This is a genomic window from Bythopirellula sp. (assembly GCF_041737835.1).
GTDB lineage: Bacteria > Planctomycetota > Planctomycetia > Pirellulales > Lacipirellulaceae > Bythopirellula.
The window spans coordinates 26,891-44,884 of sequence record NZ_JBGSQY010000018.1; the positions used below are offsets into that span (position 1 = coordinate 26,891).

11 protein-coding genes are annotated in these 17,994 nt (G+C 55.7%); 8 read left to right on the forward strand and 3 right to left on the reverse strand.

Translation table 11 applies throughout. From position 1 onward, the window contains the following. Window positions 1-46 precede the first annotated feature (46 nt). Entirely contained in the window at window positions 47-1,843 is a 1,797-nt protein-coding gene (locus AC6T8Q_RS03695; RefSeq protein ID WP_500677796.1) for a DUF7453 family protein, read from the forward strand. Between the two features lie 135 nt (window positions 1,844-1,978). Next, window positions 1,979-2,956 (forward strand): alpha/beta hydrolase, encoded by a 978-nt coding sequence (locus AC6T8Q_RS03700; RefSeq protein WP_500677797.1) that lies wholly within the window; start codon window positions 1,979-1,981, stop codon window positions 2,954-2,956. Between the two features lie 13 nt (window positions 2,957-2,969). On the opposite strand, the gene xerD is transcribed toward AC6T8Q_RS03700, so the two are convergent. Beyond that, window positions 2,970-3,908, reverse strand: a complete 939-nt coding sequence (xerD, locus tag AC6T8Q_RS03705; RefSeq protein WP_500677798.1) for a site-specific tyrosine recombinase XerD — start codon at window positions 3,906-3,908, stop codon at window positions 2,970-2,972. A gap of 229 nt (window positions 3,909-4,137) precedes the next feature. Here xerD and AC6T8Q_RS03710 point away from each other — a divergent pair, with 229 nt between their 5' ends. From AC6T8Q_RS03710 to AC6T8Q_RS03720, 3 genes are all read left to right on the forward strand, one after another. Beyond that, window positions 4,138-5,349 (forward strand): 1-acyl-sn-glycerol-3-phosphate acyltransferase, encoded by a 1,212-nt coding sequence (locus AC6T8Q_RS03710; RefSeq protein ID WP_500677799.1) that lies wholly within the window; start codon window positions 4,138-4,140, stop codon window positions 5,347-5,349. Window positions 5,350-5,387: 38 nt separating this feature from the next. Then, window positions 5,388-8,801, forward strand: a complete 3,414-nt coding sequence (locus AC6T8Q_RS03715; protein WP_500677800.1) for an ABC transporter permease — start codon at window positions 5,388-5,390, stop codon at window positions 8,799-8,801. Between the two features lie 172 nt (window positions 8,802-8,973). Further along, on the forward strand, window positions 8,974-10,059 hold the full coding sequence (locus AC6T8Q_RS03720; RefSeq protein ID WP_500677801.1) for a hypothetical protein: 1,086 nt from the start codon (window positions 8,974-8,976) through the stop codon (window positions 10,057-10,059). Window positions 10,060-10,068: 9 nt separating this feature from the next. Here AC6T8Q_RS03720 and AC6T8Q_RS03725 read toward each other — a convergent pair whose 3' ends face one another. Continuing rightward, entirely contained in the window at window positions 10,069-12,117 is a 2,049-nt protein-coding gene (locus tag AC6T8Q_RS03725; RefSeq protein WP_500677802.1) for a S46 family peptidase, read from the reverse strand. A 521-nt stretch (window positions 12,118-12,638) separates the two neighbouring features. Here AC6T8Q_RS03725 and AC6T8Q_RS03730 point away from each other — a divergent pair. Genes AC6T8Q_RS03730 through AC6T8Q_RS03740 form a run of 3 tightly spaced genes read left to right on the forward strand, consistent with a single transcriptional unit; the run spans window position 12,639 to window position 17,274 of the window. Beyond that, window positions 12,639-14,201, forward strand: a complete 1,563-nt coding sequence (locus AC6T8Q_RS03730) for a MotA/TolQ/ExbB proton channel family protein (protein WP_500677803.1) — start codon at window positions 12,639-12,641, stop codon at window positions 14,199-14,201. Then, the gene (locus AC6T8Q_RS03735) at window positions 14,198-16,204 is read left to right on the forward strand and encodes a hypothetical protein (protein WP_500677804.1); all 2,007 of its coding nucleotides are present in this window, start codon (window positions 14,198-14,200) and stop codon (window positions 16,202-16,204) included. Before AC6T8Q_RS03730 ends, AC6T8Q_RS03735 begins: the two co-directional genes overlap by 4 nt. Beyond that, window positions 16,201-17,274, forward strand: a complete 1,074-nt coding sequence (locus tag AC6T8Q_RS03740; protein ID WP_500677805.1) for a hypothetical protein — start codon at window positions 16,201-16,203, stop codon at window positions 17,272-17,274. Before AC6T8Q_RS03735 ends, AC6T8Q_RS03740 begins: the two co-directional genes overlap by 4 nt. On the opposite strand, the gene AC6T8Q_RS03745 is transcribed toward AC6T8Q_RS03740, so the two are convergent. After that, complete coding sequence (locus AC6T8Q_RS03745; RefSeq protein WP_500677806.1) at window positions 17,275-17,694, reverse strand: RrF2 family transcriptional regulator; 420 nt, start codon at window positions 17,692-17,694, stop codon at window positions 17,275-17,277. Between the last annotated feature and the right edge of the window lie 300 nt (window positions 17,695-17,994).

The window sequence follows — 17,994 nt, forward strand, 5'->3', positions numbered from 1 at the left end:
GGCCTCTCTAGGCAGTTTGCTTTAATTCGCACCTTGAGTTGGCACCATGCGTTATCTTGCATCGCTCGTGTTTGCGCTGATGCTCTGCCCTGCTTCTGCGGTTGGAGCGATCAACACGATTGCTCTGTCGGGAAGTACCGCCCCTGGGATTTCTGACGCAGAGCTATATTCTTTCGGACTCCCTTCGCTGAATGCCGACGGCGATGCTGTACTAACAGCGACACTGGAGTTGGGTCCTGGGAGCGTTAACTCTGCCAATGACGGCGCGGTTTACAAAATCAATCAGGGCAGCTGGTCACTTGTATCACGCGAAGGGGCCAGTGCACCGGGCATAAGTGGCGCAACATTCAGCCATTTTTCCTCCGTCGCCATTGATGATGCAGGCCATATGTTGCTACGGGGTGAAATGTCACAAACTGGTTCAATCACAACGGGTAACAACCAAGGATTGTGGCGTTATTCAAGCAGTGGCTCGCTGCTCGCTCGGACCGGTTCCACGGGGGTGCCGGGCATGGCTTCTTCCAACACTTTTAGCTCTTTGCCGCTTGAAGAATCTCTCTTGTCGGCAGACGGCCGCGCGGTTTTTCTCACGCAGTTAACTTGGAGCAGCGGTATCACTTTCAACAACGATCGCGGCATTTGGTCTTATGACGGAACATCGGGAGCGCTCATCAGTCGTGAAGGTTCCACGATTGCACCCGACACGGGGATGGGAACGTTTAGTATCTTCTCCGAACCCGTGATCAACGACAACAATCAAATCGCCTTCTCGGGTGTACTCAATCTGGGCGGCAATATTAATACAACCAATCGCCAGGGTATTTGGAAGTACAACCAAGGTGTCGGCGAACTGATCGCTCGAACCGGCCAAGACGTTCCTGGAGTTTCAAATGTTTCATTTCAAGCGCTGTCGCGGCCATCGATCAATAATGTAGATCAAGTTGCTTTTCGAGGCACCATCACGTCTGGTGAAACTCAGGGGGTGTGGCGCTACACTGAAAATCAAGGCGAGTTGATCGCACTCGCAGGAGTGAGTGATGCTCCCGGAGCACCAGATGCCTTATTTGCTGGATTTGGCAGTCCTTTCTTAAGTGATACCGGCGACATGTTTTTCCGTGCAACACTCCAGAACGGCACAGGTGGGGTTAATACCTCCAATCAAACTGGCCTTTGGAAGATGGGACAATCGCAAAATGCCCTGCTCTTTCGTACTGGCAGTGTTGGTGTCCCCGGCCTACCGGCAGCCCATTTTGCTGATTTTACGACTATGGCTGTGAACGAAGTAGGTTCGCTCGTTGTTAGCGCCACACTCACCAATGGGATTGCGGGAATCACAACCGAAAACGATGAAGGAATTTGGTTCGCCGACGCCGAAGGCAACAAATCTCTCATAGCGCGTGAAGGTGACTTGTTGGCTGGAAAAACCATTAGCTCACTGAGCTTCACAGGGAATTCCAGTGGCAGCGATGGACAGCGAACGGGATTCAACTCCCTTGATCAACTGATCTTTCGAGCCACGTTCACCGACGGAGATTCAGGCATATTTCTTTATTCGCCCTCAACGACTGCCACTTTTCTAGGCGCGGACTTTAACGAAGACGGCTACGTTGATGGGACTGATCTTGCGATGTGGCAAAATGCTTTTGGCGTTTCCAATTTGGGCGATTCCGATGGCGACGGTGATTCCGATGGCGTTGACTTTCTCACTTGGCAAAGGCAATTCACCGGTCCGCCAGCGCACGTTTTGCAAGTGGCAGTGCCCGAACCAAATGTCTGCTGCCTGCTCGCCATTGCGTGCTTCTTTTCCTATTGCCGCAAGGCCCGGCAAATCGCTCGCGGCTAGCGATCTGTCGCCCCGAATCCGCGTAATCTGCACGCTCGGCACAGCTTGTGCCTTCACTCCTCTGACGCTGCGCCTACACTTGGGCCAGAACATCCGACGATACCACAGCAGACGATTTATCCTGTAGGACTGGCCATGATTTCCCGCCGCGAAGCGCTCAGCCGAGGAGCTGCCCTGCTTTCCACCGCCCTCTTGCCCTCGTTGGCAAGCGCGCGGTCGCGCTCCATCCACGGCATCGCTGAACGGGGACAATTGCGCCTTTCCAATGGACGTTGCTTGGCCTACCACCGCTTCGGCGATCCGACGGGGCCGCTCGTGTTTTACTTTCATGGCACCCCCGGGGCTAGCCTCGAAGGAGGGCTGATTGAAGATGAAGCGGCGCTGGCCGGCGTGCATCTCGTGGCCATCGATCGCCCAGGTATTGGTCGCTCGACATACTACAGTGGACGCCGCGTCGTCGATTGGCCACACGAAGTGGAAATAGTAGCCGACGCGCTGGGCTACAGCGGAACGTCATTCGGCGTGATTGGCATGTCGGGGGGCACACCCTACGCCACGGCTTGTGCGCGGATGATTCCCCATCGGCTCACCCATGTGGCGGTTGTGTCGGGTCATGCTTGGTTAGGAGCACCCGGAGTCACTGCCGGCAGTGAAGACAAAATCATCGCGCTCGTGGCCCGTCGGCCTAAGCTATCCCGGATGGGTATGAGCTGGATTGCCAAGAGACTTGATCGCAAGCCCGACAAAGTGATCAAACAAGTCACAAAAAATTGGGCTAATTGCGACCGTCAACTCATTCTTTGTAGTCCCCGCTATTACAACGATCTGGTTGCCGTGCTCCATGAAGCCACTATGTGTGGCGCCGATGGCTTGGTCACTGACGTTCGCTTACTCGCCTGCCACTGGGGCTTTGAGCTATGCGAGATCCAAGGCGTGGGGGTTTCAATTTGGCAAGGAGGCTGCGATCGCATTGCCCCCCCATCGACCGGGCGATTCTTCCACAGCCAAATCGCTGGGAGTGAATACCACTTCGACCCGCGCGCTGGCCACGTGACGATGCTGAAATGGCACGCCCCGGAAATTTTTGAAAGATTTCACAATCCGAACAGTTAAGAAGCCACGGATACTAGGCTCGCGGATGAAACTGCTGATGCACTTTCTTGAGCCGCGTGTGATCGACGTGCGTGTAGATTTGGGTCGTCGCGATGCTCGCATGGCCGAGCATTTCTTGCACCTGCCGTAGATCGGCTCCGCCTGCCAACACGTGCGTGGCAAAACTGTGGCGCAGTGAATGGGGGCTGATTTCGCTCGGCACACCGGCGCGGATTGCATATTTCTTAATAAGTTCCCAAATCCGCTCGCGCCGCATCGGTCCACCACGCGGCGAAAGAATCACTCGGTCGCTCGGTGGATTTCGCCTTACCACGAGCTTCGGTCGTTCTGCTTTGAAATAGCGCTCAACCGCTTCGATGGCTCGCCCGCCCAGCGGCACGACTCGCTGCTTGTCGCCTTTACCGTGGCAAAGACAGTAGCGTTCGGTGAGATGAATGTTACGCATGCTGAGTGACGACAATTCCGACACCCGACAGCCTGTCGCATACAACAGTTCTAAAATCGCACGATCGCGAAGCCACAATCCATCAGCCGCACGTGGCGCGGCAAGCAACGCTTCGACTTGCGCAATCGACAGCACGTGCGGCACCTTTTGCCACAGCTTCTGTGAACCAAGCAGTGCCGCCTGATTGTCGACAATCGCCACTTCGAGTTGCAGGTACTTATAAAAGACCTTGAGCGATGCCACATGCCGTGTGACGCTTTTGGGCGCGAGCGATTGTTCCGTGAGCCAAGCCGGATAGCCGGCCAACTCGCTGACCGACAAGCTTTGCATCCGCCGCGAGCCGAGCCATTTGAAGAACCGCGCGAGGTCACGGCGGTAGGCCTCCACCGTGTTGGCGGCCATGTGGCATTCGGTTCGCAGGTAGTTGGCAAAATCTTCCTGCCAGCGGGCAGCCTCGCGGTTGGCCCCCTCGCGTCGTGGTTTCAGGATTTTGCGTTGTGGTTTCATGATTTAGTTATCGGAAGGATATAACTGCTACCGTTCGACAATGTGTCATCCCGAGGGAGGCTCGCCGACCGAGGGATCTGGTTTCAAGTTTTATCGGGATCAAGAGGTAAATAGAGGTTAAAACCAGATTCCTCTGGTCGTAGAACTCCCATCGGAATGACGTTTGGCATGTGCTAAACTTTCACGATTAGAGTGATTATCCGTCCGCCGCCCGTAGATTACGCCGACCATGCAGAATGTCGTCATTGATGAGCCGTACGAGTTTGTGCCGCCCGTTTACGGCGACTTCTGGCCGTGGTTGATGCACCAATACCTGAAACGCTATCTGCGCAAGGCCTTCGGCGTGCATTCGGTCGAATGCCGCGACACGCACTATTTGCAGGAATCGGTCGACGCGGGTAACGGCATTTTGATTGCCCCCAATCATTGCCGGATGTCCGATCCGCTCACGTTGGGCTATCTCTCGCGAGTGATCAAACGCGATATGCACGCGATGGCTTCGTGGCATTTGTTCAAGCAAGATTGGCTCAAGTGTTTCGTCCTGCGCCGCATGGGAGCGTTTAGCGTCTACCGCGAAGGGATCGACCGCAAAGCCATCGACACAGCGGTCGATATCTTGGTTGCAGGCAAGCGGCCACTCGTGATCTTTGCTGAAGGAGCTGTCTCACGACACAACGACGTCCTCATGCCGATGATGGATGGCACGTCGTTTATCGCCCGCACCGCCGCCAAGCGTCGGGAGAAGCTCGGCATGAAAGCGGGCGTGGTCGTGCATCCCGTCGCGATTCGATATTTCTTTCAAGGCAACGTTGCTCAAACGGTCGAGCCTGTTCTGGAAGAAATTGAATCCCACTTCTCGTGGTTCCCTCAGCAGGACCGCTCGCTCACGCGGCGGCTGCAGCAGATCGGCCAGGCGCTATTATCGCTCAAAGAAATCGAATACTTCGGCCACGCCCGCATGGGAGATTTTTATCAACGTGTCGACTCGCTGATCGAAGACGTGCTCGCCAAGCTTGAAGCCGAATGGCAGATCAAAGACAAGGAAGAAGGGGTTGTCGCCCGCGTAAAGGCCATTCGCTCGGCGGTGCTGCCTGGTCTGATCAATCGCACGATCTCCGCCGAGGAACGCCAACGCCGTTGGAAGCAACTCGCGGCTTGCTACTACGTGCAACAAATGTCGCACTACCCGCGGAATTATGTCCGCAATTCGGAACGCAACATTCCCGAGCACATTCTCGAAACGGTCGAACGGTTTGAAGAGGATTTCACCGACAAAGTGCGCGTGCATGGCCCGCTGCACGTGGTGGTGCAAGTTGGGAAAGCAATTCCCGTCTCCAGCCATCGCGACCGCGGTGCCGGTGGGGACCCGATCATGAACGGCATCCGCACGCAGCTGACCGACATGCTCACAAAGCTATCGGAAGAATCGCCGAAGGTCTGAGGTAGCTGACGACGCGCTGAACGTGTCATAATGACCGTATGTCGCCGCTAAGTTATATCATCGCGAGTCTACGGCAATATCGCCGCGTGCATCTGGCTGTTGCAGCAGGTGTGGCCGTCGCCACGGCGGTGATCACTGGGGCGCTGCTCGTGGGAGATTCGGTCCGCGGTAGTCTACGCGATCTTGTGCTGGAGCGGCTCGGAAAAATTGATTCCCTGCTCGTTGCCGAGCAACCCTTCCGAGCAGAGTTGGCAGCAAAACTGCAACAAAGCCTGCCTGCCCAAACAAATGCGATTGTTGTGCCAATGCTGATTGTTCCCGGCAGCATTACCCTTGACGGTGAAAATGGAAAATCGCAGGCCACACAACTCTCGATCATTGGTGTGCCCGATGAATTCTGGCAGTTGAATGATTACGAAGCTGCCCCCACCGATTATTTCGAGAGAGCCGTTCCCCAGAAGTTCACGTCCCCTGACGACGCGGCCATTAGTTGGGCTATCGCGGACGAACTCGACGTTTATCTGGGTGAAGAAGCGATCTTACGAGTATCGGTGCCGAGCAACATTCCCGCTGATAGTACGTTGGGTGAAAAATCTAATAGCATGACATCGCGGCGCGTGCGGATTATGGATCGACTAGGCGGCGGTATTTCTCGGTTCAGCTTGCAACCATCGCAACTCGAACCCCGGAATGTGTTCGTGCCGCTCAGCACGCTGCAGCGGATGTTGGATATTCGTGGCAAGGCGAATGTGATTGCCGTGGGGGGAGAAGACCAGCGACTCGTTGAGTCGCGGCTACTGAAAATATTAAAGCCAGTACTGGCTGATTTTGGGTTGTTGGTTGAGGAAGTTTCGATTGGCGAGCCCCCAGCGACTCGTTACGTCCAACTCTCGGCTGAGAGGTTGGTGCTTGCCCCTTACGTTGTCGAAGTGTTTGAAAAGTTATTCGGCAACGCCCAACCACAAGAAGTCGTCACCTATCTGGCCAACACGATCAACCTCGGTGACAAAAAGATTCCCTACTCGACCGTCACGGGTATCGATTCCACGAGCGAACTTGGGCCCTTGCGCGATGAAGCTGGTGAGCCTGTGGTGCTCGCCGATAACGAGATCGCGCTCAATGACTGGGCCGCCGAGCAGTTGAATGCGAAAGTCGGCGATTTCGTCACGCTCAAGTACTACGAACCCGAAACAATGCACGGCGAGCTTGTCGAACGCACGACAGAACCACTCACCGTGAAGCTCATCGCGCCGCTCCAATCCCCAGACGGCCAATCAACAGCCGTGGCCGATGAGCATTTCACGCCCGAACTGCCCGGCGTGACCGACGAACGATCAATCAGCGACTGGGAGTTGCCTTTCAAGCTGGTGGAAAAAATCTCGCAGGACGATGAAGACTATTGGGACGAGTATCGCACAACGCCTAAAGCGTTCGTATCGCTCGCTCTGGCTAAGAAATTGTGGTCAACTCGTTGGGGCACGACGAGTGCGTTGCGATTGCCCGTCACTACCGAAATCACGGCCGAAACGGTCGCCAAGAAACTCGAAGACAGCATCGACCCCGAATCACTCGGCATGCGCTGGATTCCCGTGAAGGAGCAAGGACTTGCCGCCGCGCGGGGGACGACCCCCTTTGAAGGTTTATTCCTGGGTTTCAGCTTTTTCTTGATGGCCTCGGCCGTGATGCTGATCGCCCTGCTCTTCCGGTTGGGCGCGGAAAGCCGCGCGCGGGAAGTCGGCATTCTCACGGCGATTGGCTGGAGTAGCAAGAAACTCCGCCGCGTGTGGCTCGCCGAATCCGCCGTAGTGGCAATCCTCGGCGCAATCCTCGGCGCAGTCGCGGGGATCGCTTACGCCGCTATCATGATTCTCGGACTGAATACGTGGTGGGTCGCTGCGACCGTCACTCCCTTTTTGAAGTTGCATGTGAATCCCGTGAGTCTGGCGATTGGTTTCGCGGTGGGTGTGCTAGTCTCGCTCGTCACGATTGCCTGGTCGCTGCGAAAACTCACCCGGCTCGAACCAAGGCAACTCCTGGCGGGTGACACCACCGATCCACGGGACATCGCACCACTTTCCCAAAAGCCAAAACGCGGCTGGATTCCCTCGGTGTTGATATTCGCTGCGATAGGTTTGGGAATCGGGGCTTTGTTCGCCGGTTTGCGCGATGAAGCCCAAGCGGGAGCGTTCTTTGGCAGCGGTGCCCTCGTCCTCACGGCACTGTTGATGTGGCTGCGCGGCAAACTACGCCAACCCAGTTTTACCGCACCGTCATCACTCTCTTTGTTCGGTCTGTCGATGCGCAATGCGCGTCGCAATCCCAGTCGCACGATACTTTCGGTGGCGCTCGCAGCGGTCGCCAGTTTTCTGATTGTGGCCCTGAGTGCGTTTCGACTCGCCCCCACCGTCGGCGGCACGGGCGGATTTGACTTGATCGCCACGAGCGATCTCCCCGTCTATTTCGATCTCAACACACCCGAGGGTCGCTCGGAACTGGGTTTTTCCGCGCAGGATGAGAAATCTCTGATGGGCGCTGTTGTTGCTTCGTTTCGAGTAAGCGGCGGCGAAGATGCCAGTTGTCTGAATCTCTATCAAACAACTCAGCCACGAGTGGTGGGTGTTCCTCAAGATTTCCACACGATTGGCGATAAGTTTGCCTGGGCTGCAACAAAAGATTTACACGGCAAAGCTCAGTGGCAACTTTTAGAAAGCAAGCTCGACAACAATATCGTGCCAGTGGTACTCGATAAAAGCACGGCTGCCTATAGTTTGCATCTCTCGGGTGTTGGTGCGCGATTCACAATTCGCGATGCCTTGGACAAACCCGTGACATTAGAAGTTGTGGGTTTGCTCGCGGGTAGCGTGCTGCAAGGGAACGTGTTGATGAGCGAAGCCAACTTCCTCAAGCTTTTCCCCGACTCGGCAGGACGAAAACTTTTCTTGATTCGTCACGGCTCGGCGAAGCTCAACGACAAAGAATTGACGTCTCTTTTTGAATCGCGGCTTGTCGATCAAGGCTTTGATGCCGTCAGCGCGGCCGCACGGCTGGCCGAATTCATGGCCGTGCAGAACACCTATCTTTCGACATTTCAATCGCTTGGCGCGCTGGGTTTGCTCTTAGGAACCGTGGGGCTGGCCATCGCTCAACTGCGCAGCGTGATCGAACGTCGCGGCGAGTTGGCACTGCTGCGAAGCACGGGATTCGCCCCCCAGCGACTTTCGGGAATGGTGCTGGGGGAAAATCTCTCACTGCTGGCGGCGGGGTTGGGCTGCGGATGTTTGGCCGCGATTGTGGCCACACTCCCCCATTGGATCGGCCAGCAAGCAGGCATTCCGTGGGCTACACTTGCTTTGTTGTTAGCAGTTGTCGCACTGGCTGGCATTGCCGCGGGTTGGTTGGCCGTGCGTGCGGCGATTCGTGCCCCTCTCACGGCGGCATTGCGCGGAGAATAATTCCGAGGTCATAGACCTCAGCCACAGGATATCCTCCTAGATCACAGACCTCGGCTACAGAATTGATCGCGTTACAGAATCGTCACTCGCCTAGCACCGATTACCCAATTTCACTACAGTGACGGCTGTTCCCCTGCCTTTTTTGCTTCCCTCCTCACGCTCAGAATTCATCATGAAAAATCTCGCGTTAGTGATCGCTTCGTTCGCCGTCACGATCTTGTGTTGGGGCATCTACGGGCCGGTCCTCCATTGGGGCCAGCATGCGATGTCGACCACCGGGGGCAATGCCTCTTTGCGACCATTCATCTGCGTAGGACTCGCTTACTTCGTGATCGGCGTGGCCGTACCGACGCTGCTCCTGCAAATCTACGGCGAAGCAGGGCAATGGTCGGCGAAAGGAATTCTGTTCAGTCTCGCCGGTGGCGCGCTCGGCGCGCTGGGGGCGCTGGGGATCATTCTCGCGTTTTATTTTGGTGGTACTCCGATCTACGTGATGCCCCTCGTGTTTGGCGGAGCGCCGGTCGTGAACTCGTTTCTCACGATCTTTCTGACTGGCAAAATGCGTGAGATCGGTTCGATCTTCCTGGCGGGTTTGATCATTGTTCTGCTCGGTGCAACGACCGTACTGATCGCCAAACCGAATCCGCCCAAGCCCGCCACCCCCGCACAGGTGGAAGCTGCGACCGCCGCGCCTGCAACAGAGCAATCGATGGTCGAGCGTGAATCCCGCGCGTTCCGCGATTTCCTCTTGCAAATCTGCTCCATCGCGCTGGTGATCTGCTGCTGGGGTGCGTACGGACCCGTGCTACACATCGGTCAGGCGGCCATGGATCACAGCCGCTTCCGTCCGTTGATTTGCGTGGGGCTGGCCTACTTTGTGATTGCCGTAATCGTCGGGAACTTGTGGCTCGCCGCGGCGGGTGAAGCGAGCACTTACAATTTCAGCGGCACATTCTGGAGCTTGGCGGGTGGCGCGGCCGGTGCACTCGGCGCGTTGGGGATTATCATGGCCTTCAACTTCGGCGGGAAGCCGGTCTATGTGATGCCACTCGTGTTTGGTGGAGCACCCGTTGTGAATACGTTCTTCACAATCACAGCCAACGGCCTGTGGGGACAAGTGAACGCCTTGTTCGTGGCGGGACTTCTATTGGTAATTGCCGGTGCGGCGATGGTATTGGTCTTCGCACCCAAGGGAAGTCCTCCGCCGAAACCCGTGCCCGCACCGATTCCGACGGAGTATCCTGAGACCACGAACTAGCGGTCCCAGTTACTTGCCCAACTGCTTTACCAATTCCTCCGCGCCGTAGATCACCTTTAAGGCTTCGCGGATGCCGCTGCTGTGTACCGACAGGGCTCGGGCAACGACGTCGTCGTACATGTAGTCGGCGGTGAGGCCCTGGATGTTGCTGTCGAAGATGATGCCGACGAATTCCCCGGCGCGATTCACTACGGGACTGCCGGAATTACCGCCGATGATGTCCACCGTGCTGACAAAATTGAGCGGCGTCTCCAGATCGAGCCGTTCACGCGCTTCGTGCCAACTCTTGGGCAGGATCCAAGATGCTTTGCTCTCATGGGCTTTTTCATGCTCGAAAGCCCCACCCATCGTTGTCCAAGGAGGCAGAATTCGGCCTTCTTCTTCGTAACCCTTCACCACGCCAAACGCCAAACGCAGCGTGAACGTCGCGTCGGGATAAGTCGTGACACCATCGGCGGCGATGCGGGCTTCATCGATTTTGGCGTAGGCTTGCCTTTCGATCTCTTCGAGCGATTCGCGCTTCTCGCGCTTGAGGCGATACTCCGACTCCAAATCGCGGAAAAACAAAATCAGCGGGTCCTTCGAGGCTTCAATCGCCTTTTGACCACCCTTGGCGAGTTCCTTGCGGTACTCGACTTTGTTGAGCTGCGAACCACTGATGAGTTCCGCCGCGCGATCGAGCGGATTCTTACCAGCCAGCGCAATCACCACGAGCGGATCGTCACCGCCACGTTCTTCAACGAACAGCGCCAATTGTGTGGCGAATTTGGAGATTTCCAAATCATCGTAGATTGGGGCGGGAGAAAACAATTCGTGCTCAAGTGATTCACGCCCCGAATCACGAAATTCCTTGAGGCGTTCCTCGCTCGGCTTTTGATCTTCGCCAGCCATCAGCACCAAACGCTGCGCGATCAAATAGTATGGCGAACGAAATTCGACGCCCCCGTCGATCATTTCGGCCTTTTGCTTTTGCACCTCTGCGACTTCTTCCCACGCCTTGGCATATTCCTGAAATTCGTCCGACTTGGCAATCTTATTGAGTAACTCGGTTTCGCGTTCCACCTTCACTTCCATGAAGTGCGGGCTCTGCAAACCGGTAAGCATCCCCGTGACGGCTTTGCGACTGTTCTGCACCGCGAAGAGATCGTCGCTTCCACGGCGGCGATGTTCGGGGCTCGAATTGCAGTATTGCTGCAACGCCACTTCCATACGGCATAAATAATTCAAGTAATACGGCAGGCTAAAGTCGCGCAAATATTTGAGCGCATCGGTCGTATAACCGCGATCGGTGCGGCCGGGATTGCCTGAAACAAAAACAAGCTCGTTATCAGCCGGGCCATTCTCGGACCACTTCAAAAAGTGTTCGATCTTAGCCGGCTTGCCGTTCTCGTAGACACGAAAGATCGTGGCGTCGAGACAATAGCGTGGATACTCAAAGTTATCCATGTCGCCGCCAAAAAACGCGGCGGTCGCTTCGGGGGCCCAAACCAACCGTACGTCGGTGTATTTCTTGTAGCGATAGAGATGATACTTGGCCCCACCGAAGAGCGTGATCACATCGCTTCGCAAACCAGTTTTATCAAGTGAGGCTTGCTCGATCTGGGCCATCGCCGCTTGGCGGGCTTTGTTGGCGTCGGTCGGCTCCATGTCGTCGGTCACGGCCGCATTCACTTTGTCGGTGACATCCTCGATGGAAACCAACTGATTCAGTTCCAAATCGGGAGCTTTGAGCTCGCTCTCGCGATCCTCGGCCAAAAAACCGTGGTCGTAATAATTGTTTTCAGGCGTTGAGAGTTTGTGCAGCGTATCGGCGGCCACGTGGTGGTTGGTGATCACCAGGCCGTCGCTGGAAACAAACGAAGCCGATCCGCCGGAGCTGAACCGCACGCTCGAGTGCATGATGTGCTCGGCCCATTCTTCGCTCACTTCGAAGCCGTATTTTTGCTTGAGCGACTCATGGGGCAGATCGTTGAAGAGCCACATTCCCTCGTCGCCGCGGGTGGCAGTAACAGACATGGCAAGACTCACGGTGACCAACGCTCGGCGGAAGATACGCATCGAGATTTCCCTCCCTGGTGCTAGCTTCACAAGATGAAAGACGGCCAGAATTGCCGTCCCCGAATGAAGGCAATGGTAGCAGATCGGGCAAGACTTTGGGACCCGAAGAAAAAGCTCGAGAATACGCCACACTTTGGGGCTGCCCTAAAAACAAACGCAGGCGCGACGAACTGAATCGCCGCGCCTGCTAGCCCCCCTGGGTGTGTCGTTACAAGCTGTATTGAATCCGGCCTTCAAGAGACCAGGTATGTTCCGTTTGACGTACACAAGTATCGACCAACCGAGGTTGCGGCTTTCGTAAAGTTTAGGGGCTCGCTAAGATTTGCGGTCGCGCGAGGAATACCAACGCAATTCAAGAGTCCAACCGGCAATTGCACGCTGATAGCTTGCTAGCAAGGCTTCATTTTCGCGATTGAGTTCATAAACTTTGACGATTACGCCGATTTTGAGGTTATGCGGAATCGGCGTGCGCCGACATACTCCGCACGTTTTGTTGCTGCCCGAGCGAAAGGGAGTTCGCCGTGTCTCGCATCAGTTCCATTTCAGAATGGTTGTTACGCCAGTCGTTCATCTGGGGCGGTTTGGCGTGCCTCGCGTTCTACGCGCTCTATGTGAATGGAAGCGCCGAAACCACGATCACGCACCGCTATTTCGCGGCGCATTGGATTAACTATACGACGACTGCTCTGTTCTTCGTCGGCATGGCGGCGATGGGCATCAAGATGCTCGGCGTCTTTGCACAGTTTGCCACGCTCGACAGCGTGCGTCTGCCCAACGCTGGGATCAACGGCCAAACCGTTGGCGACGTTCCCGGCTTGCTCGCGAAACTGGAATCGCTCGCCCCTTCGCTCCAGAGCAGCTATCTCGTCGAACGTCTGACAAGCTCGCTGAAATACGTCGAGCGGAAACGCACTGCCGACACGCTTGATACTCATCTCCAATTTCTTCAATCAGCGGATGTCAGTCGCGCCGCACAAAGCTATGGCTTGGTCCGCACGCTGTTGATTGCAATTCCGATTCTGGGCCTCTTGGGAACCGCGGTCGGTGTGACGATGGCACTTGCCAATTGGGATGCTGCGAACGAGCAATCGCTTCCGGTAATCATTACGAGCGTGAGCGCGGCGTTTGATTCAACAATCCAAGCGATCGCTCTGACGACGATCCTGTTGTTTGCCAAGCTTTTCGCCGAAAAACTTGATGGCCGCTTACTGAGTGCCGTCGACGCTAAAGCCGCGGAACTGCTCATCGGACGATTCCAGCAATACGGCAGCGAAAACGATTCGCACTTGGCGTCGGTTCGTAAGATGTCGGAGCAGTTGCTCAGCGTCGTGCAAACCAGCACCGAGAAACAGGCCGAACTGTTGAAATCGACCCTCGATCAAACTGGCCGGCGCTGGACAGAAATGTTCGAGCATACCGCCTCGACGCTCAACCGTGTGATGGCTGGAGCGGCCGGTTCGCTCGAAGAATCGTTTGCCTCGGCAGCCACGGCGCTTGACGAAGCCCTGTCGGGGGCTGTGCTTGAAGGCCTGACCCGACATGCCAAGTCGCTCAACGCGGGTGTCGAGCATCACACGAAAACTCTGGAAGACACACTCATCAGGCACGCTACATTTCTCAACGAAGGCTTGGAACTCCATGCCCAAGCGTTGACCAAAGCCGAAGCTGAGATGGCTCAAGAAAATCGTCGTCATTTGGCCGACGTTGAAGCCGCGGTCGGTGAGGCTATGATTGTCGCTTCCAATCGCCAGGAAAAACTTGTCGCTAAGAGCGAGCAACTGCTGCGCGAAATGCAAACGGCACTCGTCGATTCCGCGAGTGCGTCGCTGGCTCAGCAGGAGCAATTGATGCGGCAGGGCGACACGCTGCTTAAAGTGATCGAGGCGACCAACCAGATCAAACAACTCGAAGAAACGCTCAACGACAATCTTCAGTCGCTGGCCGTGACTCAAAACTTCGAGCAAACGATTGACGAGTTGTCGGCCGTCCTGCAATTGCTCGGAGCCCACTTGGGCAAGACGCTTGTCTCGGGCGAAACCATCGAACTGTTGTCAACCCAACGCCCCCAGACTAAGGCAGCATGAGCAATCGCAATAAAAGCGAGAACTCCGAAGCGACGAGCCTGATCCCCTTCCTTGCCGTGATGCTATGCACCATGGGGACCTTGCTGGTGTTGCTGGTCGTGCTCGTCCAGAGAGCGGCCCACCACGCGTCGCAGCCGGCGGTTGATCCCTCGCAAATACTTGCCGTCGAACAACCACCGGTTCCGGTGCCTGTGGTTATCCCTACGCCTGTGCAGGTAAAAGCTGACGATCAAGAGCGTCTCAAAGAAGAGCTCGAACAGGTTGCGGCGTATCAGCAGCAACTTAAAAACCTTCAAGCCGAGGCCAGCAAACGGCTTGAGCAAGAGAGTGCCAAGTTGAGCCACTCCGAAGAGCACCTGCGTCGGCTGCAAGAAGAATTGGCCAAGCTCGCCATTGCCGATGAACAGCTCAAACAAACCGAAGCCAACCAATCTATTGATCAAGAGCAAGCGAAAAAAGAAGCGGACCGACTCGAGCAACTTGTTATCGACACGACCAAGCAATTGGAAGTTTTGCGCGAGGACGCTCCTCAAGGGAAACGCTCGTATGCGATTATTCCTTACAAGGGACAAAACGGCACTTACCGTAAACCGATCTACATCGAGTGCAGCAGCAAGGGGGTCGTGCTGCACCCCGAAGGTCTGGTGCTGACGGAAGAGGATTTCCTTGCTCCGAATTGGCCAGGGAATCCATTGGCGTCGGCCCTGCGTGCTTCGCGCGAATATCTGAACAACAAGGCGGCTGCCGAGGGTGCGCCGGAGCCTCCCGATCCGTATCCGTTGCTCATTGTTCGCCCCAGTGGGATCAAGGCGTACGCACTTGCTCGTATGGCTATCAGTTCTTGGGATTCCGACTATGGCTATGAATTCGTGGAAGAGGATATGAAACTCAGCTTCCCCGAAGCCCCTGATCCACAATTGGCCCGCGCGCAACATCATGCCGTGATGAATTCCCGTGAGCGGCTAGTGCATTTGGTGCAATCGGCTCCTAGCCGGTTCCCTGGCATGAAAATGAGCGGTAGCGGCATGGGAGGGAGCGGCACGGGACAGAGTTCTGGTGCCTACGGTTCAGGCAATGGCGAATTTGGCAGCGAAGGTTCGGCCTACGCTGGTATCGGTAGTCAAAATGGCCAAAGCATGGGATCAGGTGGCAATGGCTATGCATCAGGTGGTCAGCCTGGAGAGGAAATGAACGGCGACGGTTCGATGCAACCAGGCGAATCTCAAATCGGCGCCATGGCAGGAGATGGAACGGGCAATGGAACTGGCAAAGCCACTTCTGGCAGCGAAGGCGCTCAAGGACAAAATGGTGAGCAGGCTTCGGGAGAACAAAATTCCTTAGGACAACGCTACGCGCAACAAACTGGCACGGGCCAAGGCCCAGGCGGGTCACAAGCAAGTGGAGCGACGACCAATGCTCCTTCCGAACCAATCAACGGCAAAGACTCCGCAAGCGGCGGGTGCGGAAGCCAACAAACGGCTGGAACGGCTGGCAGCAGTGGGGGCAGCGGCGGCGCTGCCGGAGCTGGTCAGGGTGCGACCTCGGGCGGTACTCCCAACATGAACTTCTCCAACACGCCGAGCCAACCGATTGCCGAATCGCGGGGCGCAAATTGGGCTGTTAACGAGCCACGTCAAAAAGCTGTTGCGATCAGCCGGCCGATTTCCGTGGTCGTTCGAGAAAACAAAATGATTATCATGCCCACCGGTTTTGCCAAACGTGGGCCCGAAGCCACCGGCAAGGAAATCGCGCTCGATCAATCAATTAATGATATCTCCGACAACTTTAAGAAAGCGGTCCACGAGCGTATCGACGAATGGGGGATGGCCGGCAGCGGGATGTATTGGAAGCCCGTGCTGGAACTGCACGTCGAAGAGAATGCCTCAATGACGGCTACGCGAATTGTGCACCTCTTAAAGGGCAGCGGCGTGGAAGTGCAACTACCAGCCACCGCCAACGCGGGTGCAACTGGTTCTGCTCGATCGGGAGGTACGACCCGATGAGTAAGCATCTGCCGGAAATCCAACAAGAGTCGTCACAAAAATCGTTTGTGGACGTGGTCGCCAACTTCGTGGGGGCGATCCTCATTCTGGCCCTGCTCCTTGGCGTGAAGGCAAACCGCGATTCCAATCAAGAAGCTCAGCCCGTGAGCGAGCCTGTGGCGGTTGTTCCTGTTGCTAAAATCGAGGAGCCTGCATCACCGCCGGTTGATGAAAATCTTGAAGAAGACCTCGAAGCCGCGCGGAAGGAAGCCTTGGCTGCACGTGAGGAAGTCGAGAAAGCCGCCACTCGGCTGGTGCGGATCCGGCAGGAAGTGGCTGGCAATGACCAGGAACGCGTGGTATTAGCCATGCATAAAAGTCTTATTGAAGAGGATCTCGCACGTCGACGCAAAGCACTCGATACTGACAAGCAAGAAGAATTCGATGTTCAACGACGGATTGCTGAAGCGGAAATCAAGTTGGATGAACTAACACAACAGCAAGTCAGTTTGATGTCGGCTCCTGACGTCGTTGAAGAGTTGGAAAATAGCCCCGCCCCGATCGCGCGGGAAATCGACGAAGACGCAATTCACTTGAGACTGAAAGATGGCTTGGTTTCGGTGGTGCCGCTTACCGAGTTAATGGCGGAAGCGCAGGCTCACTTCAGTGACATCGGACGACGACTCCAATCGAGTGACGCCGTAACGGAAACCTTTGGACCAATTAATGGTTATCGCATTCGAGTCCAAGTTTTCAAAATTGATGACTTGAATTCTATTCATGGACCCCGCGCGGGAGAAATGCAACGCAATTCTTACGATTTCGCCGCGGAGATACTTCCCACATCAGAATCGATTGGCCAGGACATCGAACTTGCGATGGGCGCGGGTGGCTCTGTGCATCAGCATCTAATCGCGAATCGCCGGAATTCCTCGGCCGTTGTGGTGTGGGTCCACACGGATAGCTTTGGCGAATTTCGCTTGCTCAAACGTAGTTTGTGGGAGATGGGCTTCTCGCTGGCGGTCAAACCGCTTCCACCGGGCATCAATATCGGCATCTCGCCTCACGGCAGCAAGGCCGCCGTGCAATAGTCAGCCGCTGACTTCCTGTTCAGCCTTTCTGGTTTGCAGGCTCGAAAGTTTTACGTCGGACATCCGTCTGCAGGCCATTGCAGTAACATCGCGCAGGACCGCCTCCAGGCTTTCGCGGGATTGCTCGGGTATTGCATCTAGCGGCGGAATCACGGGGACTTGTGGACCGTCGGTGGCCTCTAAGATTTGCAGTAGCGAGATATCATCAAGTGATCTCGCCAAGGCATACCCTCCATCGACGCCGCGGGTGGAGACAAGAATGCCGTGATTGACGAGACTTCGGAGCACTTGTAACAAAAACCGTTCAGGCATTTGGCCATGTCTGGCCAATTGGCTACAAGGAACCGGCAATCCTGCGGGAGCGTGTGAGAGCTGTAACACCGCTCCCAACGCATAGGCAGACGCGCGCGATAATCGCATGAGATGGACCCCCAGAATGAAGAGAAAAGGTGCGGCTCTGCCCAGCCGATATTCAGCACTCGACACCACCTTTCAATACACGCGGCGCTAGTCAATTCGCCACGAAAAAGTATTGATTACGGATCTAGCCAAAAATTAATTGCAGTATTTCAGAGAAGAAGAGTTCTGGCAGTTAGTGTGCGCTGGGTGGAAGAGCCATGTCAAGCTAAATTCTAACAGAATCTTAACCTAACAACTGCGCTGCGAATTTGAGAACGATTATCAGGAGCCATGAAAGAAATCGCGATTTCACTTATGTCA

What these genes read in the sequence shown, in the direction of transcription:
- AC6T8Q_RS03695 (WP_500677796.1), top strand. Translation starts at nt 47, where the DNA reads ATGCGTTATCTTGCATCGCTCGTGTTTGCGCTGATGCTCTGCCCTGCT.
- AC6T8Q_RS03700 (WP_500677797.1), top strand. Translation starts at nt 1,979, where the DNA reads ATGATTTCCCGCCGCGAAGCGCTCAGCCGAGGAGCTGCCCTGCTTTCC.
- xerD (WP_500677798.1), bottom strand. Translation starts at nt 3,908, where the DNA reads ATGAAACCACAACGCAAAATCCTGAAACCACGACGCGAGGGGGCCAAC.
- AC6T8Q_RS03710 (WP_500677799.1), top strand. Translation starts at nt 4,138, where the DNA reads ATGCAGAATGTCGTCATTGATGAGCCGTACGAGTTTGTGCCGCCCGTT.
- AC6T8Q_RS03715 (WP_500677800.1), top strand. Translation starts at nt 5,388, where the DNA reads ATGTCGCCGCTAAGTTATATCATCGCGAGTCTACGGCAATATCGCCGC.
- AC6T8Q_RS03720 (WP_500677801.1), top strand. Translation starts at nt 8,974, where the DNA reads ATGAAAAATCTCGCGTTAGTGATCGCTTCGTTCGCCGTCACGATCTTG.
- AC6T8Q_RS03725 (WP_500677802.1), bottom strand. Translation starts at nt 12,117, where the DNA reads ATGCGTATCTTCCGCCGAGCGTTGGTCACCGTGAGTCTTGCCATGTCT.
- AC6T8Q_RS03735 (WP_500677804.1), top strand. Translation starts at nt 14,198, where the DNA reads ATGAGCAATCGCAATAAAAGCGAGAACTCCGAAGCGACGAGCCTGATC.
- AC6T8Q_RS03740 (WP_500677805.1), top strand. Translation starts at nt 16,201, where the DNA reads ATGAGTAAGCATCTGCCGGAAATCCAACAAGAGTCGTCACAAAAATCG.
- AC6T8Q_RS03745 (WP_500677806.1), bottom strand. Translation starts at nt 17,694, where the DNA reads ATGCGATTATCGCGCGCGTCTGCCTATGCGTTGGGAGCGGTGTTACAG.